This is a genomic window from Halalkalibacterium halodurans (assembly GCF_005671335.1).
Lineage (GTDB): Bacteria > Bacillota > Bacilli > Bacillales > Bacillaceae_D > Halalkalibacterium > Halalkalibacterium halodurans.
Genome location: NZ_CP040441.1, coordinates 3,895,775 through 3,921,652 on the forward strand (window position 1 = coordinate 3,895,775; position 25,878 = coordinate 3,921,652).

At 41.2% G+C, this 25,878-nt stretch carries 26 protein-coding genes; 9 read left to right on the forward strand and 17 right to left on the reverse strand.

Annotated elements, in window-relative coordinates:
• Positions 1 to 105: 105 nt before the first annotated feature.
• The 10 genes from FED51_RS18980 to FED51_RS19025 all read right to left on the reverse strand — a co-directional run bounded on the left by FED51_RS18980 (position 106) and on the right by FED51_RS19025 (position 11,611).
• The gene (locus FED51_RS18980; protein WP_053430193.1) at positions 106 to 1,179 is read right to left on the reverse strand and encodes a glycosyltransferase family 2 protein; all 1,074 of its coding nucleotides are present in this window, start codon (positions 1,177 to 1,179) and stop codon (positions 106 to 108) included.
• A 22-nt stretch (positions 1,180 to 1,201) separates the two neighbouring features.
• Complete coding sequence (locus tag FED51_RS18985; protein WP_053430192.1) at positions 1,202 to 2,347, reverse strand: glycosyltransferase family 4 protein; 1,146 nt, start codon at positions 2,345 to 2,347, stop codon at positions 1,202 to 1,204.
• Positions 2,348 to 2,365: 18 nt separating this feature from the next.
• Positions 2,366 to 3,298, reverse strand: coding sequence for an NAD-dependent epimerase/dehydratase family protein (locus tag FED51_RS18990; protein WP_053430191.1), 933 nt, complete (start codon positions 3,296 to 3,298; stop codon positions 2,366 to 2,368).
• Entirely contained in the window at positions 3,292 to 4,587 is a 1,296-nt protein-coding gene (locus FED51_RS18995) for an ATP-binding protein (RefSeq protein WP_218973203.1), read from the reverse strand. Before FED51_RS18995 ends, FED51_RS18990 begins: the two co-directional genes overlap by 7 nt.
• Positions 4,588 to 4,652: 65 nt before the next feature.
• Complete coding sequence (locus FED51_RS19000; protein ID WP_053430189.1) at positions 4,653 to 5,639, reverse strand: GNAT family N-acetyltransferase; 987 nt, start codon at positions 5,637 to 5,639, stop codon at positions 4,653 to 4,655.
• 61 nt (positions 5,640 to 5,700) lie between these two features.
• On the reverse strand, positions 5,701 to 6,807 hold the full coding sequence (locus FED51_RS19005; RefSeq protein ID WP_053430188.1) for an aspartate aminotransferase family protein: 1,107 nt from the start codon (positions 6,805 to 6,807) through the stop codon (positions 5,701 to 5,703).
• Between the two features lie 96 nt (positions 6,808 to 6,903).
• Positions 6,904 to 7,512: a sugar transferase gene (locus tag FED51_RS19010; protein ID WP_083445440.1), complete on the reverse strand. Its 609-nt coding sequence runs from the start codon at positions 7,510 to 7,512 to the stop codon at positions 6,904 to 6,906.
• Between the two features lie 79 nt (positions 7,513 to 7,591).
• Complete coding sequence (locus tag FED51_RS19015; protein ID WP_053430186.1) at positions 7,592 to 8,722, reverse strand: DegT/DnrJ/EryC1/StrS family aminotransferase; 1,131 nt, start codon at positions 8,720 to 8,722, stop codon at positions 7,592 to 7,594.
• Positions 8,723 to 8,887: 165 nt separating this feature from the next.
• The gene (galU, locus tag FED51_RS19020) at positions 8,888 to 9,769 is read right to left on the reverse strand and encodes a UTP--glucose-1-phosphate uridylyltransferase GalU (RefSeq protein WP_053430185.1); all 882 of its coding nucleotides are present in this window, start codon (positions 9,767 to 9,769) and stop codon (positions 8,888 to 8,890) included.
• A gap of 15 nt (positions 9,770 to 9,784) precedes the next feature.
• Positions 9,785 to 11,611, reverse strand: a complete 1,827-nt coding sequence (locus tag FED51_RS19025; RefSeq protein WP_053430184.1) for a polysaccharide biosynthesis protein — start codon at positions 11,609 to 11,611, stop codon at positions 9,785 to 9,787.
• 1,078 nt (positions 11,612 to 12,689) lie between these two features.
• Here FED51_RS19025 and FED51_RS19030 point away from each other — a divergent pair.
• The 3 genes from FED51_RS19030 to FED51_RS21235 all read left to right on the forward strand — a co-directional run bounded on the left by FED51_RS19030 (position 12,690) and on the right by FED51_RS21235 (position 14,151).
• The gene (locus FED51_RS19030) at positions 12,690 to 12,959 is read left to right on the forward strand and encodes an AbrB/MazE/SpoVT family DNA-binding domain-containing protein (RefSeq protein WP_041820955.1); all 270 of its coding nucleotides are present in this window, start codon (positions 12,690 to 12,692) and stop codon (positions 12,957 to 12,959) included.
• On the forward strand, positions 12,960 to 13,289 hold the full coding sequence (locus tag FED51_RS19035) for a type II toxin-antitoxin system PemK/MazF family toxin (RefSeq protein WP_010899846.1): 330 nt from the start codon (positions 12,960 to 12,962) through the stop codon (positions 13,287 to 13,289).
• 721 nt (positions 13,290 to 14,010) lie between these two features.
• Positions 14,011 to 14,151 (forward strand): hypothetical protein, encoded by a 141-nt coding sequence (locus FED51_RS21235; protein ID WP_010899847.1) that lies wholly within the window; start codon positions 14,011 to 14,013, stop codon positions 14,149 to 14,151.
• Between the two features lie 253 nt (positions 14,152 to 14,404).
• Here FED51_RS21235 and FED51_RS19040 read toward each other — a convergent pair whose 3' ends face one another.
• The 4 genes from FED51_RS19040 to FED51_RS19055 form a co-directional block, all read right to left on the reverse strand.
• Positions 14,405 to 15,049 (reverse strand): bifunctional 4-hydroxy-2-oxoglutarate aldolase/2-dehydro-3-deoxy-phosphogluconate aldolase, encoded by a 645-nt coding sequence (locus FED51_RS19040; protein WP_053430183.1) that lies wholly within the window; start codon positions 15,047 to 15,049, stop codon positions 14,405 to 14,407.
• A gap of 10 nt (positions 15,050 to 15,059) precedes the next feature.
• On the reverse strand, positions 15,060 to 16,013 hold the full coding sequence (locus FED51_RS19045; protein WP_053430182.1) for a sugar kinase: 954 nt from the start codon (positions 16,011 to 16,013) through the stop codon (positions 15,060 to 15,062).
• 66 nt (positions 16,014 to 16,079) lie between these two features.
• Positions 16,080 to 16,835 carry an IclR family transcriptional regulator gene (locus tag FED51_RS19050; protein WP_053430181.1) on the reverse strand — a complete coding sequence of 252 codons (756 nt, stop codon included), beginning with the start codon at positions 16,833 to 16,835 and terminating at the stop codon, positions 16,080 to 16,082.
• 256 nt (positions 16,836 to 17,091) lie between these two features.
• On the reverse strand, positions 17,092 to 17,550 hold the full coding sequence (locus FED51_RS19055; protein ID WP_053430180.1) for an NUDIX hydrolase: 459 nt from the start codon (positions 17,548 to 17,550) through the stop codon (positions 17,092 to 17,094).
• A gap of 495 nt (positions 17,551 to 18,045) precedes the next feature.
• Here FED51_RS19055 and FED51_RS19060 point away from each other — a divergent pair, with 495 nt between their 5' ends.
• Genes FED51_RS19060 through rbsB form a run of 6 tightly spaced genes read left to right on the forward strand, consistent with a single transcriptional unit; the run spans position 18,046 to position 23,696 of the window.
• On the forward strand, positions 18,046 to 19,041 hold the full coding sequence (locus tag FED51_RS19060) for a LacI family DNA-binding transcriptional regulator (RefSeq protein WP_010899852.1): 996 nt from the start codon (positions 18,046 to 18,048) through the stop codon (positions 19,039 to 19,041).
• Complete coding sequence (gene rbsK, locus FED51_RS19065; protein WP_053430179.1) at positions 19,028 to 19,912, forward strand: ribokinase; 885 nt, start codon at positions 19,028 to 19,030, stop codon at positions 19,910 to 19,912. Before FED51_RS19060 ends, rbsK begins: the two co-directional genes overlap by 14 nt.
• Before the next feature lies 1 nt (position 19,913).
• Positions 19,914 to 20,303 (forward strand): D-ribose pyranase, encoded by a 390-nt coding sequence (gene rbsD / locus FED51_RS19070; protein WP_053430178.1) that lies wholly within the window; start codon positions 19,914 to 19,916, stop codon positions 20,301 to 20,303.
• Between the two features lie 13 nt (positions 20,304 to 20,316).
• Positions 20,317 to 21,816 (forward strand): sugar ABC transporter ATP-binding protein, encoded by a 1,500-nt coding sequence (locus tag FED51_RS19075; RefSeq protein WP_010899855.1) that lies wholly within the window; start codon positions 20,317 to 20,319, stop codon positions 21,814 to 21,816.
• Positions 21,803 to 22,747 carry an ABC transporter permease subunit gene (locus FED51_RS19080; protein ID WP_010899856.1) on the forward strand — a complete coding sequence of 315 codons (945 nt, stop codon included), beginning with the start codon at positions 21,803 to 21,805 and terminating at the stop codon, positions 22,745 to 22,747. Before FED51_RS19075 ends, FED51_RS19080 begins: the two co-directional genes overlap by 14 nt.
• A 13-nt stretch (positions 22,748 to 22,760) precedes the next feature.
• The gene (gene rbsB, locus FED51_RS19085) at positions 22,761 to 23,696 is read left to right on the forward strand and encodes a ribose ABC transporter substrate-binding protein RbsB (protein WP_010899857.1); all 936 of its coding nucleotides are present in this window, start codon (positions 22,761 to 22,763) and stop codon (positions 23,694 to 23,696) included.
• 310 nt (positions 23,697 to 24,006) lie between these two features.
• On the opposite strand, the gene FED51_RS19090 is transcribed toward rbsB, so the two are convergent.
• From FED51_RS19090 to fabZ, 3 genes are all read right to left on the reverse strand, one after another.
• Entirely contained in the window at positions 24,007 to 24,609 is a 603-nt protein-coding gene (locus FED51_RS19090) for a TetR/AcrR family transcriptional regulator (RefSeq protein ID WP_053430177.1), read from the reverse strand.
• A 171-nt stretch (positions 24,610 to 24,780) separates the two neighbouring features.
• Positions 24,781 to 25,062: a hypothetical protein gene (locus FED51_RS19095; RefSeq protein ID WP_053430176.1), complete on the reverse strand. Its 282-nt coding sequence runs from the start codon at positions 25,060 to 25,062 to the stop codon at positions 24,781 to 24,783.
• 310 nt (positions 25,063 to 25,372) lie between these two features.
• Complete coding sequence (gene fabZ, locus FED51_RS19100) at positions 25,373 to 25,795, reverse strand: 3-hydroxyacyl-ACP dehydratase FabZ (protein ID WP_010899860.1); 423 nt, start codon at positions 25,793 to 25,795, stop codon at positions 25,373 to 25,375.
• Positions 25,796 to 25,878 lie beyond the last annotated feature (83 nt).

Here is a 25,878-nt window from a genome sequence, read left to right on the forward strand (position 1 = left end):
TCTTATTAGATTTGGTTTTTTTAATTGACAAGAACAGTACGCAATCAATTAGCAGAGAAAAGCTGGAACGGTAATTAGCAGGAATTTCTTTTTATAGTAAATAATTCAATTTATTACCTTGTTTCTATATTTATTTTTCAGTAAGATATAATAATAAAATGCAGTGTACCATCTAATTTTTAATAGACTAAAACCAATTTTATGAGATAAACTGCTTTTATCCCAAAATAACTTTAAACGGATGTTTTTTATAGACGACAAATATGGCTCTGAGTTACAAAGTTTTTGAATACTCCTTATCTTTTCTAAGGTTGATAGCGTATTATTACTATTACAATAAAATTGATTGCATATTACAAATATGTTTAATATTGTTCTAAAATAAAGTGCTATATAAAATTTTCCCTTTTTATCAAACTCTATCAAACAACTTTCTAACGCTTTTAATCCTTTAGTATAATCAACTTCTGCATTTTCTCTATAGCGATGTGTTGCTGAATCACTATGCTTCCTATAATGATATAAAAAATGGTTCACATAGAAGACTTTATTCGCTTTTTCTAATGCTTGAAAAGCGAATACTCCGTCCTCACATACCGATAAGCTCGTATTATACTTCAAATTATTTTCTTTTAGGAAAGTTCTTTTGTATAATTTACATACAGCTACTCCAACCATATTGTGGGGGGGACTATAATAAGATATGGACTTATGAAGCAACTGAACTTGAAGTTCCTCTCTATCGCCTTTTTCGAGGGCAGAATAGTTAGTACCCCAAAAAGGATTTTCCAGTTCCTTATTAGTTTGATTAACTTTTAAGGAAAAAATAAAGAAATCTATATCCGCACCTTCCTTTCTGATTACATTCTTTAATATTTCACATGTATTCAGCTCAATCCAATCATCAGCATCAACAAAAGTAACCCAGTCACCAGTTGCTGCTTCAATTCCACTATTACGTGCTGATGATACACCTTGATTATTCTGATGAATTACTCTAATCCTTTTATCATTTTGTGCATATTCATCACAAATATCTCCTCCATTATCCGGTGTACCATCATCTACTAATATAATTTCTATATCGTTAAATGTTTGATTTTTTAGGCTATCAATACAGTCTCTTAAATACTCTTCTTTTACTTTATATACAGGTACAATAATGCTAATTAATGGCATTGCAATCCTCCAAAAATATTAACTATTGCGGAGCTATACAATCGTAAAAAATTTTATTCAACTGTTTAGCAACAGCCTCTTCACTAAACAACTGTTTCGCGTCTTCTGATATTTTCTTCCCATCATACAACTCTCTATTCTCATAAAGCTTTATCATTGATTCAGCAAGATTGTTTATTTTACCGGATTGAAAAAGTAATCCATTCGTTTCGTTTATATACCTATCTATCGGCCCATTTTCAATTCCTATAACAGGCTTTCCACAAGCCATTGCTTCAATAAAAGGGACACCAAAAGTTTCTAATACACTACCTGATACAAACGCATCGCTCTTCCTTAATACATCAGCTGTTTCTTCTCTAGACAAAAATCCAAGCATCGATATTTTATCATTCATACCTGAATCGTCAATCTGCTTCTTCAACTGATCGTAAAATGGCCCACCACCAACAATAGTCAGTCGTACTTTGGGATTATTTGCAAAGGCTTTAGTGAAAGCATCAATTACTAGATCAAACCTTTTAACTTCTACTAACCTACCTATAGCAACAAACTCAAAGAAATCTTTTTTTAAGTGCTGTTCTTCATAATAAAACTGTGGTGCCACCATGTTTGGAATAACTTTTATTTCTCTGTTGGTATTAGTTAACTCCATTACACTATTCCTAAGTAAATCTCCAACACAAATAAAAGAATCGGCTTCACTTACTATTCTTTTCAAAAGCTTTAAATAATGAGGTGCAATGTCTTTGATTTGAACCTTAGTCCAATGTTCCGTCACAACAATTGGCCTTTTTAACTTTTTTAATTCTGACCAAATTTCTTGATTCAACGTTAGCAACGGAAAATGCACATGAATGATGTCTGGTACACCAAAATCATTAATGATCGATGTTAGAGCTTTTTTATAATGCCACTTTTTGATTTTATCGAATATTCTCCGTGGTGCACCACCTATTGGAAGGTGATAGCCATATACAGGTACCTCATTACTTTTAGTGCGAGAATATCCAACATGACGTAGTCTTTTAACTGATCTGGTATCACAAAACAAATAAATTGTGTTAAATCCGTTATTATTCAACGCTTGAGCTTGCTCAAACTCAAATATTCCCATCATGCCAGTTCTCTGTTCTGGGAAGGATCGTCCTACTACTAAAGCATACATCACATGGGGCCTCCCACTTTAATTGTTTCTTTCTTTATAATGCTCAAATAATTCATTTACCATCATAGGAATTGTATATTCAGGCTTCCAGTTGAAGTCACTATAAAACAACGCACTGTTAACTAAATTATTAAAATTATCATCTCCATCCCGAACTTGTAAATTAACCTCTGATACTGAAAACTTTTTTGCTATATCTTTTACCGTTTCTGCTAATTCTAACAACGTGCAGCTATAATAATTACCTAAGTTATATACTTTCTTCCATCCGCTCACATCAGCTTTAATCATTGCAATTAGTGCCGCCGCCGCATCTCTAACATCTAAATATGAAATTCTTTGTCGTCCACCATTTATTACAATTGGTTGCCCCTGCAAAGCTTGTTTTACAAATCTATTTGTCATTCTAATTTCAAAACTAAGCCCAGTTAAGCTTGCTAGCCTAATATTAGAGTATGTAATATTGTTAGCAGAATTCTCACACATCGCTGCAATAATTCTCTCTGATGCATATTTTGTCATCCCATAAAAAGATTCCGGAATAACTGGAGCATTCTCATCTGTAGACATTTTTTCTTTTTGACTATATACACTTTGTGAGGAGATGTTTATAATTTTTTTTACATTTAACTCGATCGAATCTTTTATTAAATTTTCTGTGAAAAGAAGACCTTTTGCCAACTGCTCAGGTTCTGACGTTCGAGGAAATGCGCAATTTATTAAAACATCTAGGTTTAGATTCTTCCCTACTTCTTGTTTCCAATTATTAATATCAACTGTAAGTAAATTAGGATGGCTGCAAAACTCTTCTGCAACCAGCTCTTTTTTTGATGACATAGCAATAACCGAGAAACTTCCACGTTCTAGTAATTGTTTTACTAGCTCTCGACCTAAAAAACCACCAGCCCCACTTACTACTACAATAGGTAGATTCCCTTTCATCTTTAACATAAAGCCCCCCTTATCTCCTCAGTATCAAACCCTTCGAGCAACATATTTTCTCCTTCAGAAGATAAGACTGTAAGCTTGTTATAAATTGTGTCCAAAAGCTTTTCTAGTTCGTTTTCACTTTGAGTTTTCGCAAACACTCTCAATACGATCTGTCTCAAAGTTCCTTTTGCTGAGTCTGGTAACTCATCCCCCTCTGTGTGAGCTAATACCGCATCGATGACTCCTGGTATCTCTAAGATTTCATCTATTCCTTTGATTTCTTCAATAGTACCAGGCTTTATAAGAAAAGACACATTACACCCGTATTCGTCCCATTGTGGTGTTACCTTTTCTTTTAACGGAAATTTAGCCATTTGTCCCGTTAATGCAAATCTAATAAGCATCTCTAAAGGATTATAGCCGCACACTGCGTCTAACAATTTATATTCTAATGTACCGGTAAGTCTATAACCAATGTCATAAACTAGACATTGATCCTCTTTAACAATGCACTGCATAAAAACCATGCCATTTTTCATATTCAAAGATTCAAACATTTTTTTGACATTAGGTTCTATATTCTTTTGATATTCAATCAAATGCTTTGATGGAAAAGTATAAGCTACTGGCAGAGCAATCGTATCACTTTGGTTATGCTTGATATGCCTATTCGCCATAGCTGTTAAGTATGTATTTCCGTCCTGCAAAATATAAAAAGCAGTAACTTCTTTACCTGTGATATATCTCTCTATAAGTATTTCTTTACTCTCTGAAAAAGAAAGTGCTTTTTTATAAGCAGTAATTAATTCTTGCTCGTTATTACAAATGGAGATTCCCCGCCCCCCACTATTATCTGCTGGTTTCACTAAAACCGGATACTTAATCCCCTTTAAGTCAGCGGTATCGATATTTTCATTAATAAAATATTCATCGATCACTGGCACTCCAAAGTCCCTACATAACTTTTTGTACACTCTTTTATTTGTTAAGGTTTCAAATTGCTCTTTGGTACCGTAACATGGTAATCCTGCCTGCTGACAAATTTGAGCATAATATGCCAGTGTAGAATCTGTAAAACCGGTTATTACCCCATCTACATTTTCTTTTTTAATAAGGTCAACAACTGCACTAACATCAGCTGTACTAGTCATAAAAGCTTTATCAGCTAATTTTTTTGCAGGAGATCTCTCTTCTGAATACCAATCCGTTACCAAAGTATAAATCCCCATGTCTTTGGCCTTTTTAACGATTTCACAAGAAATTCTAGAACCACCTAGTATTAATAATTTCTTTGCTTTTAAATCAGACATTATTTATTTCCACCCCACGCGAATTCCGAATTTTTCGTTACTTTGTAAAGCCATTTCTATTTCGATCAAAGATCACTTCTATAAGCAGGAAAGTAATCTATATCCGAATCAATACTATTTTCTGCGCATATCCTGTTATAAATATTCAAATCCCATATTTTTTTCCCAATATAAAAATCAAATTCAGTATTCTTTCCAAACTGTTTCTTAAATTTATATAGGGTATCGTTTATATCATTCGTTCTACCACCACCGTGATGTATCATTTCATAGCCGTTTTCTTTTCCCCACAAAGTGACAGCATACCTTAAAATATAGGCTGGAGAGAGATATAAATATTTAGTTAAAGTACCAGATAGGTGAATATGAATTACATTTTTATATATAAAATACAGGCCCATTGCAATGGGCTGATCCTCATAAATAGCTTCAACTAATAGCAAATTCTCTTTAAAAAAATGAGTGCAGTTATCAAAGTAGTTATCATCAAAATAATAATAATCGGTAGCGTTATTTCTATCCATTGTTGAATAATATATCTTTTTAAATGCACTTATATCATCCGGTTTCTCAGTAACCCTATATGTAACGCCTTCCTTCAAGGCTTTTCTAATATTTTTTCTGCATGATTTTGAAAATTCGGACCGAAACGGATCGTCAAAATACGATAGATTGGTACCTACAGTTTTTCTGTTTAAGGATATCTCGTAAACATCTTTAAAATCCTTAAAATTATCAATCATAGGGTGGAATCGAACAAATTCACTAATAATATTATTCTTCTTACAGTAATCATTAAATTCTCGCTTAAATTCTCTAAGTAACTGATCTTTTCTTTCTTCCTGATGATTTGTAATCAATGGCCCCCCATATCCATAAGGAGTGACGATATCAAAGTATATGTTATCGTCAACTTGAAAAGGGATTTGCCTTTTTATAAAAACATGATGAATATTTCCTAAATCACATTTATAATTAAAAACTTCACATGTACCATTTTCTATCTTCTCGTACAATTTACCATAGTTAGGTTCAAAATAAATATCAATCATAGTGTTTAATAGACTCTCCTAAAATGGCGAAATTTTTTAGTAGGCATAATCTAAAATTAAATTAAGCATATCTGTTAACAACCATAGGATGCCACTTTTCAATGAGTGTTAAGATAAATTCCATGTCTTTTTCCGTATATCGCTGATCACAAATAAGTGACAGTTCATTCTCCTGTATGCCTGTTTTTGATCCAGTGCTGTCAGGCCAATGAACTGGACAATACACTTTATTTTCGATTAAATACTTACATAACTCATCTCTCTTTCCATCAGTGACCATGATAGGAACAAAGAGCGGGCAACCATTTTCAATATCTGGCTTGGGTATTAATGGCTCAACAAATTTAAAGTTATTTAACCCTTCGTATAAAATCTTCGCATTTTTACGCCTGCGTAAACGAACATCATTTATATCCATGTTTAAAATCATTTCGTGTGACAAACGGTCAATTTTGTAGTTATAATTCAATCCTTTAAAAATTGACTCAAATTCAGAAAATTTCTCCATAAAGGTTTGTTTTAATATCTCTTCACCTTGTAAAAACGCATTTTTTTCACGCATTGCTTCTACTTTTTTATTTATTAAATCGTCACTGTCCAGATCAGGTTTCGCAAAGAGGACACCTTCATGCTTAAGAATAAAGCCACCTGAAGGGATTGGAAACCATTTTCGTATACTAGCGACACTGTAATCAGCCATACTTGAATAAGGGATAATAGAAAGTAAGCAATGTGTAATATCTTCAATAATTGGAATACCTCTTTTGGAAAATTCTCTACACACATTATCTAGCTTAAATAATTCAATCCCAAAATAGCTCATTGCGAAAAAAATGTCACAATCTATAGTCGTATCGACTTCATAGATGATTCCTTCATCACTTTTAAATTTAACATCATAATATCTAACATCTACTCCATTGTTAATAAAAGGTTGTACCATAGAAGAGCAACAGTACGAAGGCATATATACTACATTTACATCTCGACTTCTCATAATATCCTTAATAGCATACTCAATAGCAGCTCTTCCTGAGAAAGTAAAAGAGTCATCTCCATTTTTCGAAGATAACCAACTTTCATTCTTACCTCGCTGAAAAGGTACTTCATTTAAATCAAGATCAAAATGACTACCAATTTCATATCTTTCATTATTATTACATAACATTACAAAGCGTCCTCCGATCAATAGAAACCACTAAATGTTAAAATCATAGAAATTTATTTTCTATTTAGAAAAAGCCCTCAGAAGTTAAAGCTATTATTAAACCTGTTTCCTTGATCCTGAGCCCATAAATTTGCCTCTATCACTACTTATATTTTTTCTTTTTACAACAGCAATAATTGTTTTCAAAATAATTTTACAATCCATAAGAAAGTTAACGTTATCAACATAATAGACATCCATCGCAAGAGTCTCATCCCACGATAAGCTAGCACGGCCATTTGCGGCTGATAAACTTGTTAACCCAGGTCTCACGTCATGACGCCTTTTTTGTTCTTCATTATAACGTTCTAAATATTCCGGAAGTAATGGTCTTGGACCAATTAGGCTCATATCACCTTTCAGAATATTATATAACTCAGGGAGCTCATCTAAACTAGTAGAACGCAATAACTTACCAAATTTCGTTAATCTCACTTTGTTAGGTAATAATTCGCCATTTTCATCGACTGCATTGGTCATACTCCTAAACTTGTATAAAGTAAATATTTCACCATTTAGACCGGGTCTTTCTTGTTTAAATATTACCGGACTTCCGAGGTTCACTTTTACAAGTAGAGCGACGATTAACATAATAGGTGATAAAATAATCAATCCAATAAATGAGACAACAAGATCTATTAATCTTTTAAAATATTTTTTATACATTAGAAAATCCTCCATAACTCTGTTACATCAAATGGGTCGCCTAAAGAGATTGCAATAAATTAGACTTACACTATAATCGTTAGTATGTAATTAGGTTACAAGTAAATAACCCCTTAATGACCTCCACAACTCTATTTAGATCATCTTCTGTCATTTTTGTATCAGATGGGAGACATATTCCATTTTCAAATAAGTTCTCTGACACATTTGATCCGATATAATCATATTTTTCAAAGAAAGGTTGAATATGCATCGGCTTCCAAACCGGTCTTGATTCTATATTTTCTTTTTCTAAAGCTTCGATCACGTCTATTGGCCTGATTTTCCCAGTTAATGTGATTGCACTTAGCCAATAATTAGGTTTGTCCCATTCATTTTCAGGCATAAATTCAATACCGTCTAGCTCACTTAATGCTTTTTTGTAATACTTATAAATGTATCTCTTTTTATCTACCCTTTCATCTAATATCTTCAATTGTCCTCTACCGATTCCAGCAACAACGTTACTCATACGGTAATTAAATCCGAGTTCGCTATGTTCATAATGCCTTGCTTGATCTCTACTTTGTGTAGCCCAAAATCTTGCCTTTTCAATTCTTTCTTCTTGATCGGAAACCAACATACCGCCACCAGAGGTAGTGATAATTTTATTGCCATTAAATGAAAAAATTCCGTAGTCTCCGAATGTCCCTGTATGTTTTCCTTTATAATAAGTGCCCAACGATTCTGCTGCATCCTCAATCAGGGCAACATTATGTTTTTTACATAATTCTACAATTGAATCTATATCTGCTGATAATCCATAGAGATGCACCACAATAACTGCCTTAACTTCGGGATACTTTTCAAATGCCTCTTCTAATGCTTTCGGGCACATATTCCATGTTTTATAGTTACTATCTATAAAGACCGGAATTGCATTTTGATAGATAATCGGGTTTGCTGTAGCTGAAAAGGTTAATGTGGAACAAAAGACAACATCTCCATCCCTTACACCTGCTGCCTTTAAAGCTAAATGGATCGCTGCTGTACCTGAGGATAATGCAGCGCCAGCTTTTGCTCCGACTTTTTCAGCTAGTTCTTTTTCGAACATATTGACATTGTTACCGAGTGGTGCAATCCAGTTTGTATCAAAAGCTTCTTTTACATACGCCATTTCATAACCTTCATCACTCATATGTGGTGATGATAGGAATATTCTCTCTCCCATTGATAAGACTTCCTCCTAGTAGATGATCAGCGATTAATCTAATGTTGTCTCTCAATAAAGCCGTTTGTATTATAAAGTAAACTAGGGAGAACGACAAATGCAGCCTATACGTTTGTACAAGCTGCATGATTCATTTGTTTTTCCTCTACCCGTTCATTCCCTCTGTTAAAAGTTAACCTTCTTCTGTTCGAGGATTGCTTCTAGAAAGCCGGCAAACTCGTCCTTGATCGCCTCATCGTTTAAGGCGAATTCGACGGTTGTTTTCACAAATCCAATCTTCTCACCAACGTCGTAGCGTTTGCCTTCGAAGTCATAGGCGTACACATGTTGGATTTCGTTGAGGCGCTCGATGGCATCGGTTAGTTGAATTTCTCCGCCTGCCCCTGTTTCATGGCGCTCCAAAAATGTGAAGATTTCTGGCGTTAACACGTAGCGTCCCATGATTGCTAAGTTGGATGGGGCGGTTCCCGGCTTTGGCTTCTCGACAAACTGCTTGACTGTATACGTTCGTCCCTTTTGGTCGATCGGGTCGACAATGCCGTAGCGATGGGTTTCATGGTCAGCGACGGTCTGTACACCGATGACCGATGACTCTGTTTGTTTGTATTGATCGATCAGTTGTTTTAAGCACGGGGTTTCCGCTTGAACGATATCGTCACCTAATAAGACGGCAAACGGCTCGTCTCCGATAAATTTCCGTGCACACCAAACGGCATGTCCGAGTCCTTTTGGCTCTTTTTGCCGAATGTAATGGATGTCGACCTTTGTCGACTCGTTCACTTTTTCTAGTAAATCGTATTTTTCCTTTTCTGCGAGCGTTTGTTCTAGCTCAAAGGAATGATCGAAATGATCTTCAATCGCTCGCTTGCCTTTTCCGGTGACGATTATAATGTCTTCAATGCCTGATGAGATCGCTTCTTCGACAATGTATTGAATCGTCGGCTTGTCTACGATTGGGAGCATTTCTTTTGGCATCGCTTTGGTGGCAGGGAGAAATCGCGTCCCGAGCCCTGCTGCTGGAATAATCGCTTTTCTGATTTTCTTCACGTTTCCACTCCTCTATTATGCTGAACCGACGGTTGGGTTGCTTAGACCTAATGCCTCCACTCTAAAGTTGGCAATGTCGAGCAACTCTTCCCGTAATGCATCTTTCTCTTTCTTTGCAAATTCGTCGGTCAATTGATAGATGACGTTAATTTCAACTGGCGGTGTCTTCCCGCGGTAAATCTTCGGATAGACTTGCTCGCTGTGGACTTCATTTTCCCCGAGCAATTCTTCAAATAGTTTTTCGCCTGGTCGCATGCCGGTAAAGACAATCGGAATCTCGTCCTCCGTATAGCCTGACAGACGAATGAGATTGCGCGCCAGGTCGACAATTTTCACAGGCTCCCCCATATCGAGGACAAACACCTCGCCTCCGTCAGCAAGCGCTCCCGCTTGGAGAACGAGACGGGAAGCTTCTGGAATGGTCATGAAATAGCGGACCATTTCTGGATCCGTGACGGTCACAGGGCCACCTTTTTGGATCTGCTTCTTAAATAAAGGGATGACGCTGCCGCGACTACCGAGGACGTTTCCGAAACGTACAGCGACGAAGCGGGTGTCACTAATCATGTCCATGTGTTGAATGATCATTTCCGCGATTCGTTTCGTAGCTCCCATTACGCTTGTCGGGTTGACTGCTTTATCGGTCGAGATCATCACAAAGGTGTTGACGTTCGCCGCACTTGCCGCCTCCGCAGTGTTCTTCGTGCCGAGCACATTGTTTTTCACTGCCTCCTCAGGATTTCGTTCCATGAGCGGAACATGCTTGTGTGCTGCTGCATGGAAGACAACGTGGGGCTTCCGATCGTCCATGATTGAAAACATTTTCTCACGATCCTGAATATCTGCGATCTCGGTGACGATATTGATGTTAGGGAGCTTGTCCCGTAATTCCATTTCAATGGAGTATATGCTGTTTTCGCCATGACCGAGAAGGACGAGTGTCTCCGGTTGGAAACAAGCGATTTGCCGACAAATTTCTGACCCGATGGAACCGCCCGCCCCAGTGACGAGCACCGTTCGATTTGTAATGTATTGAGCAATCCCATTGATATCGAGCTCGACAGGATCTCTACCTAGTAAATCCTCTACTTCTACATCACGGAACTGAGCAACCTCCACTCTTCCCATCATGATATCTTCAATTTTCGGGAGAATTTGCGTTTTTATTTTTGTTTTCGAGCAGACGTGAAAAATATCATTCAGCTCCACCCGGCTCAACGATGGAATGGCAATTATAATATGTTCAATGCTATGTTCTGCAACAATCCCTTCCATGTCCTTAACGGCGCCTAAAACAGGAATGCCCATGATCTCTAGATTGTGCTTACTAATATCATCATCCACGAAAGCCACTGGGCGCAGCTCCGCTTCTTGGTTTTGTAACAACTGACGAGCAACCATCGACCCAGCCGAACCTGCTCCGATGATCAGTGTCTTCGTTTTATTAAGCTTTGGCTTCATATATGTATCTCTGTAAAGTCGCCAAGAAAAGCGCGATCCCCCGATCAGTAGCATGTGCATCATCCACGTCGTAAAGAGCGTCCGGACATATACCGTTTGGAAAAATAATAGTTGAACGATAGCTACTGTCACGATGGAGAATGTAACGGCCATGATGATCGCTTTTAATTCGTTCATGCTTGCATACTGCCATACTCGCTTGTAGAGCTTTAGTTTTTGCGCAAAGAAATGATGGCTGGCTAGCAGCGTAACAGAGCTAACAAACAATATACTCGAGAATGTGCCACTTGAAAACATAAGAAAATTGCAGACATAAATCGAAAACATCACAATCACCGAGTCATTTGTCGCGAGCAAAGCAATCCTTTTTTTATATGACATGAACGCACCTCCTATCCTTTTGTTCAGAAAAACTTGGACTATGGCCAGGTCCAATAGCAAAAGCCAAGTTTTTCTTACCCTCAATCTTTTTTTATAGAAATTAAACTTTCTCAGAGTGTAAAAAGCACTAAGCAACTACTTAATCGCATTAAGGAGTTGATTAATGCTTTTTTCTTTCTCTCTATGAAAATAAAATAAACATGAGGCATTGAACCTCACCTCACACCACATCAATGACAACGGACGCGTCTAAGGTCATCGCTGATTGACGACCCACAACATGGCCGAGTGCCTCCGTCGATAAAGGTAAGGAGACATTACCTTCGTACACTTAAAACCTATAATAGTAGATTAATCGGCTAATTTGGGAGAAAAGTGAAGGGAACTTGCAGACAGATAGAAAATTTCTCTTTAAAAAAGACCCTTTCTACTTCACTGCGTTAAATTGTCGATGGTTATATGTAAATTCTGAAGATTTTCCCGACCTCTGTCGTACATTGCAATAATAACAATTTTCAATAGGGAAATAAAGATGAAAAATATAGATTATTCATAACCGTCCCATTTTTTTGGAACGGTATTTATCATCTTCTCCTAATGACGCTGTTTTTGTCAAATATACAAACGTTTCTAAAAAGAAACATTACTAATATCTTATACGAATTGTACAGCTTTTGTACAGAATTGATCGGAAATTCCTATTCATTGCCAATTTGTAATCTCTTTCATATAGTTGAATGACCAATGGCTTAAGGAAGATAGGCACTTTCATATCGGTTTAATCTTTTTTAAAAAAAGCGCACATACTGGGCACATCATGAAAATACTCAGAGTAGACGTTACTTAATCTTTTCGATTATCACACGTTTCTTACGATTAAAATGAGGATAATCAAATGAAGAGGAATGCGTACCATAAAAAAGACCGTGGTGTTCCAGCAACAGCGACCTAGGAATAAAAGGTTCCTAAGCAATAAATAGGGTATGCCAAAAACGATATATCCTTTTAAATTTCTTAGTATCATTTCCTCCTACAGTGTATATACTATGTATATACAATAATAAAATGAGGTGTTATAATGAATGTAGATGAAAATAAAGGAGTGACACTCATGACTACTATACAAAAGTGGGGAAATAGTTTAGCTGTTCGTATTCCGAACCATTATGCTAAACATATTAACGTTACGCAAGGATCTGAAATTGAACTAAGCTTAGGGAGTGATCAAACGATTATTTTAAAGCCTAAAAAAAGAAAGCCAACATTAGAGGAATTAGTGGCAAAAATCACTCCTGAAAACAGACATAACGAAATTGATTTCGGGAGAACAGGAAAGGAATTGTTGTAAATGCCAGTACCGGATAGAGGGAATCTTGTTTATGTAGACTTTAACCCACAATCGGGTCATGACCAAGCCGGGACACGACCGGCTATTGTTTTGTCCCCTAAATTATTTAATAAAAACACAGGTTTTGCGGTGGTTTGTCCAATTACCAGACAACAAAAAGGTTATCCTTTTGAAATAGAAATACCACCGGGGTTACCTATTGAAGGGGTTATTCTTACTGACCAAGTAAAAAGTCTGGATTGGAGAGCAAGAAACTTTCACATTAAAGGACAAGCACCAGAGGAAACTGTTACTGATTGTTTACAACTTATTCATACATTTTTATCTTAAACACTCAACCAGGAGAGACTTTTCCCTTTGCGGACCATTTATTTTGTCGTAGTACAAGGTAAAAAAAGTCAGCAAAATCATACAGCAGCCCCCCTCTCATAAAAAATGGGAGCATATCACCTTCCTTTGCGACCCCTAATCTATTGCCTATCTATTAAAAATAGGCTTGATTTAGTAAAATGATTCATTTTGTTTTTAAATTGATGAACTTTATATTGAATATGAACTCCCTCGTATTTCTGAGCCTATGGTGGTCATGATTGACTGGACTGCTCACAACAATAAGCTCGTTTCACCAGCCACCGATTCTTTCTCCGGTGGTCGATTTGCTCGTAGAATCCCCTTACACAATGCAAAACGCGTGTTCGACCTGATTTGACATTGGCTTTCCCCCATGATCGGACAATGGTTGATAAAATTCGCTATAACGAATAGGTTGTTCGTTTTATAAAATTCGAGATTTTTCGTTCTACCTTGACTTTTTTGATCATACATTGCTTAAGACAGTGGACAACGTCAACATTGGCAAAGATAAATATATTAATGCGTCATGTAGATTTTGCTCGAATTTCTTCGATTTATCTGCTTAAAGTCTTCCATTCCTTTGCAAATCGCATATGTCGAAAGACCTAAAGGGCGCTTATAATAAAAGAGTGTCGCAAATGATTGGTTTAGTAATGCTTTAGGATATGTTTAGTCATATGAAAAGGAGATGATATCCGTGGCAATGGAACTGCATCAAATTCAGGACGAGCTACAATCATTTTTTGTCGAACGTTTAAATCGTGATCTTACGGAAAAAGAAATCAAGTTTATTCAATGGATGGCATGCAAAGTTGAAGAGGAAGAAAAGATCAAATGAGCGACGATGATCTCGAGACATTCCCTTGTCCCTTTTTCCGGTTGTCTCATCATAGAAACGATCATCAGTGGGAGATAGATGTTTTACTAGGACCAACAGGGCGCTACACAGATCGATTTCTTTCTATAATTTAATACATTCCGTTTTATTTGTCGTAAGATTTTCTGATCATGCGTCCTGTATTTTCCCATAAACGATTCAACACATTAAAAAAGTGCTGCCTCCCGTAACTGGAAACAGCATCTTTCTTCTCCTATTTCATTCTTCCTTTCTCCACCTCTTTTACGTATGTTTCTGCTAGTGCCGTTAGCTCTCCCCACTGTTCGTTTTCAATGAACGCCTGTTTGAGTAAAGATCCGCCCACTCCGCATGCCACTGCACCTGCTTTGACAAACGCAGCGATGTTCGTCTCATCGATTCCACCTGTTGGCATGATCGAGACGTGGGAAAGTGGACCTGCCACATTTTTAATATAGCCTGGACCAACAACATTCGCGGGGAACACTTTGACAACATCCGCCCCCCATTCATAGGCCGTCTGAATTTCGGTCGGGGTGAAGGTGCCAGGAATGACCAACTGCCCGTAACGACGTGCTGTTTCAATCGTCTCCCGCTTTAAAGTCGGAGTAAAAATGAAATCAGCGTCTGCCGCGATGGCTTGATACGCCGCATGCCCGTCTAGCACGGTGCCTGCACCAACGGCCGCTCGCTCGCCGAACTCTTGTTTCGCTTCTTTTATAAGTTCATATGCCCCGTCCGATTCTACTGTGATTTCAATTCCTGTTACGCCACCTCTTACAAGAGCCTCAATCGCCGGCATTGCTTTCTCTTTTGGCAGCTTACGCACGACCGCCACTACACCTGATTCGAGTAATTTGTTAAACACCTTCTGTTTCATGACATCCCCCTTATCGTAAAACGTCGGAACGGGCTTGCGAAAATGCTTCCAGCTGCTCTCGCTCCGGTAGTCCTTCCATGTCACCTTTTGCCATGACGACGAGCGCACCAATTTGTGTTCCGACCGAGACGGCTTCTTCCATTGACTTCCCTTCGAGTAAACTGGCAAGGACACCAGCAGCAAACCCGTCACCAGCCCCAACGGGATCAACGACCTTATCCACTGGGCAGCTCGGTACAAATTGTGGCTCTTTACCTTCTTCCATGAAGTGAGCCCCTTTGGCCCCATCTTTAATCACGACCCTTGTCGTCCGACCGGTCAAGAGCCTTGAAAACATTTGCGCTAGCTCATCGGTATCAAATAGAAACGCTGCTTCATCACGGCCTGGCATGACCAGATCTGCCTTACTTGCTAACGCCAGCAGCCTCTCCTTCCCATCTGGAACATTTGCGAGCAGCTTCATTCGCAGGTTCGGATCGAATGAAGCGAAAATCCCATTCTCTTTGGCAAAGTCTAGCACAGCATGGCACAGTTCATAGCAAGAATCACTCAATAATGGCGTGATTCCAGTGATATGGATGATTTTCGCCTGCTTCATGTACGCCCAGTTAATGTCCTCTACGCCTAAACGACTCGCGGCCGATCCTGCCCGATAATAATAAACTCGATTGAAATCGTCACGAAGCTTTTCTTTTAAGTAGAGGCCAGTTGGTGCCCCGTCATCCAACACGACTTGAGATGTATCAACCCCTTCCCCGCGAATCGCGGAAATCACATATTTACCAAGCTCATCGTTCCCGACTCTGCTAATCCAGCCGACCGAATGGCCTAGCTTGGCGACACCAATGGCAACATTGGATTCCGCACCACCGACCCCTTTTTTAAAGCGGTCCACATAGCGTAAGGCGCCCATCTCCATCGGTTCGAATACGACCATTGTTTCCCCAAACGTGACAACATCCATTTTGTTCGCCTCCCCATTGTTCCGTAATAAAGAACGGCGTTCCTGTTACTATTTAAATAAAAAGGGCTACTTACGGTAGCCAATGTTTTGCGAAATGGCAGCAGCCGCCTGCTTTAGCCTTGGAATCAACGTTTGTAGTCGGGCATCTGTCATGCGAGCAAGTGGCCCTGTAATCGAAATCGCATAGGGTACTTGGCCCAGGTGGTTAAAAATGGGCGCCCCGATGCAGCGAATGCCTTCCTCGTGCTCTTCATTGTCCTCGGCATAACCGTCGGTGAGAACCTTTTGTAACGCTGCTTTAAAAGCTTTTGGTTCACTTATCGTATGACGCGTCAATGGCTGAAACGCCGCTTGCTCCACGTACTCTTGCAGCAAGGACTCATCAAAATGAGCTGCAATCGCCTTCCCGACCGCCGTGCAATAAATCGGGGCACGCTTTCCTGTTCGTGAGTAAATGCGAATCGTTGACACGGCACTCTCCACTTTGTCAATATAGACGACATCAAAGTGGTCGCGCATGACGAGATGGCTAATTTCGCCACATTCTTCGGTGAGCGCTTCAAGAATCGGATGAGCTACAGCAACAATGTCCATGTTCTCCATGACCACTTGCTGCATTTCAAGAAACTTTAACCCTAGCGAGTAGCGGCTTGTTTCCCTGTCTTGTGTAACGTAGTCATACGTCTCCAATGTAGAAACGAGCCGATGGGCGGTGCTTTTCGCTACATTCAGCTCATGAGCCAATTCCGTGATCCCCAGCCCCTTCGGATGTTGTTTCAGGATGTCAAGAATCATTAATGCACGGTCTACAGATTGTACCATCGTTTCACTCTTTTCCACTATACGGAACATTGTTCTTTATTATGATTTAATTATAGGTGTCAATTGAAAGCGATGTCAATAAAAACGTGCAAAGGGCACGCTCAAAACGTAGCAACGAGACCCAAAGAAAGCAGGGTGGGCTTACAGCCGTTGATAACTGGCCGTTGTGCCGCTCCGTGTTTGGCGCCCTGCGCTAGAACAACCGGTTATACTTTCTTCTACCTACTAAAGAACCGTCCCGTTTGAAGACGGTTCTTTACTCAGGTTGGTTGTTAACGATGTGCTCGATTTGCTGCGGTAAGCCATGTTGACACGCCTTTAATCGGGAGGGCAAACATTCGGGCAAAATCGTGATTTCCTCTAGCTGCTCTAGCGGTTGCCAGATAAACAATAGTGGTTCATCCCCTTCATGCTCATAGCCTTGGATCTCTGATTGTTTATAAATCTCGGCATGCTGAGGGAAAGACAGCTCGTAATAAAATTCAATGCTTTGCTCCAGCTCCCCTTCGTAGTCGAAAAAATTCTCAACGATCCAAAGAAGTCGTCCCACACGCGCAGGTAATCCGAGTTCTTCGCTACATTCTCTCACTAATGCATCGGCTGATGATTCCCGTTCAACTTCTCCGCCTGGCAAAACCCAAAAATCTAGGCAGCGGTGTAGCAAAATACAATCGTTATGAATGGCCACCCCTGCCGCTCGAATTCGCGTCCGCATGGTACCTACCTCCTTCCTTCTCTTGAACCAGTATGCTCGTTTTTGTCGCGATCTACAAGGAGAACCGTAGAGAAGGGGACAATGTTTTTATCTGCCAGCCAAATCAAACCGAAGATATGATTGTTACTAGCTTCAAATTGAAGAGTAATCCTTGGTAAATTTCATTCCTTCAAATGCTTCTTTTATTTACAGCCCTTAAGGGAACCATTCTATTGGCGTCTTCCACGAATTCTTCAAGCGATCATCACTTTTGAGATCATATGGTCAAGGGAGAAGTGGTCGAGACTTTTGAAGTACCCATTATAGGCTCATGGCGAACAATGAATTTGAAATGCTTTCATTCGTTTTCCTCACTCATGGCATGTTTCTTTTGATTATTCTACACAAATATCACACTCTTCTTCCATTTCACTTCCTATTAAAAACAACTATTGACAAAGACTCGGTTTCATTTTATGATATCTGTAACCGGTTACACATATAGGCGGGATGAACATGACAACCATACGAGATGTAGCAAAGCATGCAAAGGTTTCAGTCGCCACTGTTTCCAGAGTCCTTAATAAAAAAGGCTATGTGAGCAAGGAAGCAGAAGAAGCCGTTTTACAGGCGATAAAAGAATTGAACTATCAACCGAGTTCCGTTGCACGGTCGCTCTACCATAAGACGTCTGGAATGATCGGACTGCTGATTCCGGACATTTCCAACCCTTTTTTCCCTGAGCTAGCTCGTGCAGTGGAGGATGTAGCCTCGACTTATGGCTATACGGTCGTTCTTTGCAATACAGATGAAGAAATCGAAAAAGAGCGCAAGTACTTGCAAGCCCTCAAGCAAAAATATGTGGATGGGGTCATTTTGACGACGAGCTTTCTCCCGTATAAGGAATATGAACAGCTCAACATCCCAATGGTCGCCCTTGACCGGTATGTAAACGAAAACATCCCCCTCGTCGCATCGCAAAATAAGGCGGGGGCGAGATTGGCGACAGAACATTTACTTGAACAAGGCTGCCAATTTATCGCTCATATTCGTGGACCAAAAGGGGTTACTCCTGCGGAGGATCGCTATGAAGGCTTTAAAGAAGTCGTTGAGGAACAAGAAGTAGCCAATATTGTCGTAAGCGCTGACTTTCATATCGATGAAGCTCAGAAGGTAACGAGGGCCCTGCTTGAAACACACCCGACCATTGATGGTATTTTTGCTAGTAGTGACGTTGTGGCTGCAGGCGCTATGAAGGCTGCTCATATGATGGGCAAGCGAATTCCTGATGATTTACAAATTGTTGGCTTTGACGGCATTCCGTTAGGGAACATGCTCGTGCCATCATTAACAACGGTTGAACAGCCGATTTATGATCTAGGCGCTGTCTCGACGCGTTTGCTCATTAAACAAATCGAAAAGAAACCACTTGATACGTATCGATACGAAATTCCAACAAAATTAGTCGTCCGCGAAACGACAAAAGGGGGCGAAAATAGTGAAAACGCCTAACATTACTGTTGTCGGTAGCATCAATATGGATATGGTCACCATAACGGATGTTGTACCGGTTCAAGGAGAAACGGTCCTCGGTAAAGATTTCCGCACCGTTCCAGGCGGAAAGGGGGCCAACCAGGCGGTAGCAGCCGCACGACTTGGCGCCAATGTGCGTATGATCGGGCGTGTGGGGGACGATCCGTTTGGCCATGTCCTCACAGAGAACTTGGCCAAGGAAGGGATTATCACCGACAGTGTGAAACCGGTTACAGATTGCACCTCTGGTGTTGCCACCATCCTATTATCGGACCGGGATAACCGAATCATTGTCACAAAAGGGGCAAACGAGCATGTCACCCCGGATTATGTGGCAGCCTTTGAGCAGGAGTTAGCCGCTAGTGATGTCGTTCTTTTGCAGCTTGAAATACCACTCGAGACCGTCGCCTATGTGCTTGAATTTTGTGCGAAACATCACGTGACGACGGTTCTTAATCCAGCGCCCGCTCAGAAGCTACAGGATGCGACTTGGACGGATGCAACGTATATAACGCCGAATGAAAATGAGTGCTTGCAGCTGTTTGGCGATGAGCCAGACGCTAACCTTCGTCAAAAATTGATCATGACCAAAGGGGCAGATGGCGTTCAGTTTTATGAAAACGATGAACAGGTTCAGGTGGAGAGCTTTCGCGTAGAACCTGTCGATACGACAGGTGCGGGAGATACATTTAATGGCGCCTTCGCCGTTGCGCTAGGTGGGGGCACGGTAAAAGAAGCTGTTCGATTCGCCAATGCAGCGGCGGCACTGTCCGTGCAGTCGTTCGGTGCACAAGGCGGCATGCCAACAAAGGCGCAAGTCCAATCGTTTTTGCAACAGCAAGGAGGATAATATGAAAAAGCATGGTGTTTTAAATCGAGATATTGCTAGGGTTCTAGCTTCGTTAGGACATACAGATCAAATTGTTATCGCCGACTGCGGCTTACCGATTCCCGAGGATGTGGAATGTATTGACGTTTCGTTAAAGCAAGGTGTTCCGAGCTTTGTGGAAGTGCTTGCAGAGATTTTAGCCGATATGGAAGTGGAAGGGTTGATTGCGGCAGAAGAAGTAAAGGAGCAAAACCCCGCCGTACATCGCGCCTTAACCGGAACGAACATTCCGATCCATTACCTACCTCATGAACAGTTTAAAGGTACGACATGCAAGGCGAAAGCGGTGATCCGCACAGGAGAGGTTACACCGTATGCGAATGTGATCCTACGATCTGGCGTGATTTTTTAAGGGGGTGACACCTTTGATCGTTGAAATGACTGGCATCCATAAATCATTTAGTGGCAACCCAGTGTTAAAGGATGTCTCATTCACCCTAGAAAAAGGGGAAATCCACGCCCTTATGGGTGAAAATGGCGCTGGAAAGTCCACGTTAATGAAGATCTTAACCGGCATTTATGAACGAGACAGCGGAACGGTAAAAATTAAAGGACGTGAGGTCCATTACAAGCACCCGAAAGAAGCGGAAGCGGACGGGCTTGCGGTTATCCACCAAGAGCTAAACATTCTTCCCGAGCTAACGGTTGCTGAAAATCTGTTTGTCGGCAAAGAACGTACCTACGGAAAAACGGGCTGGATTAAGTCGAAAGAAATGAATCGGCTCGCAGAAGAGAAATTGGCTGAGCTCGGATTAAAGGTGAAAGGCACTGAGCGCGCAGGGAATCTGTCGGTCGGAAAACAACAGCTCATTGAAATTGCAAAAGCATTGATGACGAATGCCGATATTATTATCATGGATGAACCGACTGCGGCGCTTACCGATCGGGAAATTGACACCCTTTTTGCCACCGTTCGCGAGTTGCAAAAAAAAGGTGTAACGTTCGTCTACATTTCCCACCGGATGGAGGAAATCTTCTCTCTCTGTCAACGGATTACGGTGCTTCGTGATGGTGAATATGTTGGGACAAAAGTCATTGCCGAGACGAGCTTCGATGAAATCGTGAAAATGATGGTCGGCCGCGCATTAGGTAATCGCTTCCCTGAACATACACTCACGCCAGGTGACGTCAAGCTTGAAATTAAACATTTGACTCGTGCTGGCGAATTTGAAAACGTTTCCCTTTCCGTCAGGGCCGGTGAAATTCTCGGCATTTCCGGGCTCATGGGGGCTGGACGCTCTGAGCTTGTGGAAACGATTTTCGGCTATCGGAAGGCTGACAGCGGGGAAGTGTGGATCGATGGAAAGCAAGCGGCGATTAAAGGACCGGATCAAGCGATCGCCCAAGGCATCGGCTTTGTTTCGGAAGATCGCAAGTCAAAAGGGTTAATCGTTGATTTTTCCATTCGAGACAACATTAGCTTAACGAATCTATCACGCATTTCGACCTCAAGCTGGATCTCCAGTGAAAAGGAACGTTCACTCTACGAAGAGCTCGCGAAAAAGCTCCACGTGAAGGCGTCTGGCCCTTCGCAACAAGCAAAGTCACTAAGTGGTGGCAATCAGCAAAAGATCGTCATTGCCAAGTGGCTTGGGATCGAGCCGAAAATTTTAATTTTGGATGAGCCTACCCGCGGAGTGGATGTTGGTGCGAAAAAAGAAATTTACACGATTATGAATGAACTCGCTAAACAAGGAGTGGCCATTATCATGGTCTCTTCCGAATTGCCAGAAGTCATTGGCCTAAGTACACGAGTGGCTGTCATGTTTGAAGGAAAGCTGATGCACATCCTTGAGCGGGACGAGCTCTCAGAGGAGACGATCATGCATTACGCCACAGGAGGGGATAAACATGTCCGACAATAAACAAATAAAGTCGCTGCTTACTACTATTGGACCGTTTATAGGATTGTTTTTTATCGTTTTAATTATTAGTTTCTTAAACCCTGATTTCCTCTCATTATCAAATATTATGAACGTCTTACGGCAAGTGTCGATCAACGCCTTAATTGCCTTCGGGATGACCTTTGTTATTTTAACAGGCGGGATTGATTTATCCGTTGGGGCCATTCTCGCTCTGTCCAGTGCTGTCACAGCATGGTTAATGGTCAACAGCGTCGATCCGATCTTAGCCGTTCTGATCGGTCTATTGGCCGGTACTCTCTTTGGTGCGATTAACGGATTGGTGATTTCCAAAGGGAAGGTAGCCCCTTTTATTGCCACATTGGCGACGATGACGATTTATCGAGGTCTCACACTCGTGTTTACCGATGGTCGTCCGATTTCAGGATTTGAGTCGTCGACGATGTTTGAAATGCTCGGCAGAGGATATTTCTTCGGAATTCCGGTTCCTGCCGTGACAATGATCATTAGCTTCATCATTCTTTACCTCATTTTAAAGAAAACGACGTTCGGTCGTCGCGTGTATGCTGTTGGTGGTAACCAAGAAGCGGCGATCTTATCAGGGATTAAAGTAGACCGAATCAAAATTTATGTCTACTCATTAACCGGCTTTTTATCGGCCCTTGCCGGTATGATTTTAACCTCCCGTTTATATTCGGCTCAGCCTACTGCTGGAAGCATGTATGAGCTTGATGCGATTGCTGCCGTTGTCCTTGGTGGGACGAGCTTAACGGGAGGCCGAGGTTGGATCGTCGGTACCTTAATCGGTGCCTTGATCATAGGAGTCCTAAACAATGGACTGAACTTGTTGGGCGTAAGCTCATTTTTCCAGCAAGTTGTCAAAGGGAGTGTCATTTTACTCGCGGTCTTATTGGATCGTAGAAAATCAGCGTAAAGGAGAGGTTGAAATGAAAAAAGGATTACTTTGGATGATGCTAGTAGCACTTGCGGCATTCATGGTCGCGTGCTCGACCGAGTCCCCAGTGGATGAAGGAAATGCTGAAGGAGGTACAAGTGAAGGAGGGGACGGCGACTTCACGGTTGGTCTTTCCATCTCTACACTTAATAATCCATTCTTCGTAACCCTTCAAGAGGGAGCAGAAGCGAAAGCTGAGGAACTTGGAGTTGATCTAATTACAGTTGATGCACAAGATGACGATGCAAAGCAAATTAGTGACGTGGAAGACTTAATCCAACGCGGGGTTGACCTAATTTTAATCAACCCTACCGATTCTACTTCCGTTACGTCTGCCATCGCGGCTGCGAATGCGGCGGGAATCCCTGTTATTACCGTTGACCGTGGCGCAGAAGGCGGAGAAGTCGTATCCCATATTGCCTCTGACAACGTCGCTGGTGGTGAAATGGCTGGAGAGCTTCTAAAAGAGCTTGTAGGCGAAGGTGCCGAAGTAGCTGAGCTTGAAGGAATTCCTGGCTCCTCTGCTGCTCGTGAGCGCGGAGAAGGCTTCCACAACGTTGCAGAAGGTAGCCTTGAAGTGGCAGCAAAACAAACAGCCAACTTTAACCGTGCCGAAGGACTAACCGTCATGGAAAACATTTTGCAAAGCAACCCTGAGATTACAGGTGTATTTGCTCACAATGACGAAATGGCACTAGGTGCCCTTGAAGCGATCGATGCTGCTGGTCGTGATGACATTGTCATTGTCGGCTTTGATGCAACAGACGACGCAGTAGCTGCTGTGGAAGCTGGTCGTTTAGCGGGTACGGTCGCTCAACAACCAACGCTTATTGGTGAGACTGCGGTTGCAACAGCATTCTCTGTTCTTAGCGGAGACGATGTTGAAGAGTTTATCCCCGTTGATCTTGAGCTTGTAACAAACGAATAAAGAGAAAAATCGAGGCTGTCTCAAAAGTCTATCTTTTGAGGCAGCTTTTCTGATTCGTTTTAGAAATCGCAACTTGGCTAAAGCTCACACCACAGGCACAAGTGCAACATCGACTCACGCACCCTTTGTTTGCATTCGTCGTGTTTTCTTTGCGGCAGGCAAATCTCCAGCTTCCTCGAGGCCCCCACTCTCGGCGATCTTCCGCTTTTTGCTTTTCACGCAGGAGTCGCCGCCTGTCGTTCCCCTGCTCATCAAGTGGAGTAGGAGATTTTCCCTCTATATTTAATGCGCGGAGACGATGAATGACTTGTCATGACTGTATTGCCCCTTTCAAGAAAACATGGACGGTCTGCTCGACAATCGGCAGAACTCGCCTTTCGATCGAACGAATCGATTCATCTGAATCTTTATACGTCATGATCATCCCGTGTAATGCGTAGTACAGCATCCTGCTTAGTGAAACGACCCGCTCCTCATTCCATGGTTGATGATTTAATGCAACCGCCTTCTTTAGCATGTCAAACAACTGCATGCGAATGTCGTTAAGCTCCCAAAGTGTTGTCGGAATATCAACACGTGTCGCTTCTGCATGAAGAAAGGCTTCATATAAATTGCGGTGAACCAAACCGAAATGAACAAACCGTTTGGCAAGGCCAACAAGCCGATCCGATGGTGTCACCGATGACTTGGTGAGAATTTGCCTCACATCCTCTCGTAACTCGTTGAGCGGCTTTTTTGCCAACAACTCAAGCAGTTTACGCTTCTCTCCATAATAAACATAAATGCTCGTATGGGAACACCCAGCTTTACGAGCAATTTCACGAACAGTTACTTGATGGTACCCCTTCACTTGAAATAGTTCTTCTGCTGCTTTTAAGATCCTTTCTTTGGCTTGCCCATCCTTTGTACTCATCTCTTTCTCCCTTTCTTATAACCATTGGTTACTAATATGCTACATTCTATTTCGTTTCAAGGCTCTCCTAAGAAGATAGCATATTTTTAACATAAGAAAAAGGAGACAGTCCGATTTAACGGTCCATCTCCCTTTCCAAAAAGGTGCATGTTAGGTGCTGCGTTTTTTTAATTATTGGCCAGCTTCTTCGTCTTCGTCAGCTTCTTCTTCAAGCTCAAGCTCTTGGTCAAGATCATCTGCTGGTTCTTCTTCAAGGTCAGCTGCTGGATCTTCTTCAAGATCGGCTGCTGGATCCTCTTCAAGATCAGCTGCTGGATCCTCTACACCTGCTGGATCTTCTACACCTGCTGGATCTTCTTGCATATCGCCTTCTTCAACTGGTTCTCCACACGCAGCAAGTACGCCTAATGCTAATACTGCAGAAGCAGTAGTCATCAATACTTTCTTTTTCATTTTAAAAAACCCCCTGATACAGTAATTGACTAACTTGATGTTGCTTTGCTGTTAGTCTGTGTGTATCTTAGCAAGGATATTCGTCTACGTCTATGAAATGCGTGGTTTTTCGGAATTCTCTTCCTAACTTTTCACTGTCTCTCACAGTTTCCCATAAATCCGTACTCAAAAAAACACAGCTAGTCCTTGTTATCACAAGGGTTGCCGTGTTTTTAGCATGTTATTGATATGTATGGCGACGAAGTGCCCTAACCTCATTGAGCGTGGCCATAATGTCTCAATTTCACTAAAATAAAAGACCAGAAGGGGATTATTTAATGGCGAACATTAAATCCGTTTCCGCCACTGTTTTCCCATTTACAGACGCAACGCCACGTCCTTTACCGACCGGACCTTTCATACGTACAATCTCCACTTCCAAACGAAGCTGATCACCTGGCTTCACTTGTTCCTTGAAGCGGCAATTATCGATTCCGGCAAAAAAGGCAAGCTTGCCTTTATTTTCTTCTACGTTTAAGATCGCGCATGCTCCTACTTGTGCCAACGCTTCCACAATTAAAACCCCAGGCATCACAGGATAATCTGGAAAATGACCGTTAAAAAAGTCTTCGTTTACCGTTACATTTTTAATCCCTACCGCTCGCTTTCCGTCTTCTAATTCCTCTAAACGGTCAATGAGTAAAAACGGGTAGCGATGTGGAATAATTTTTTTAATGTCTTCAATGGTAAGCATAGAGAACCACCTTTCGAATCGATTTATTTCGTTATTATACCACGACCACGTTATCAAGTCCTACTTGCGACGTGTCGTTACCG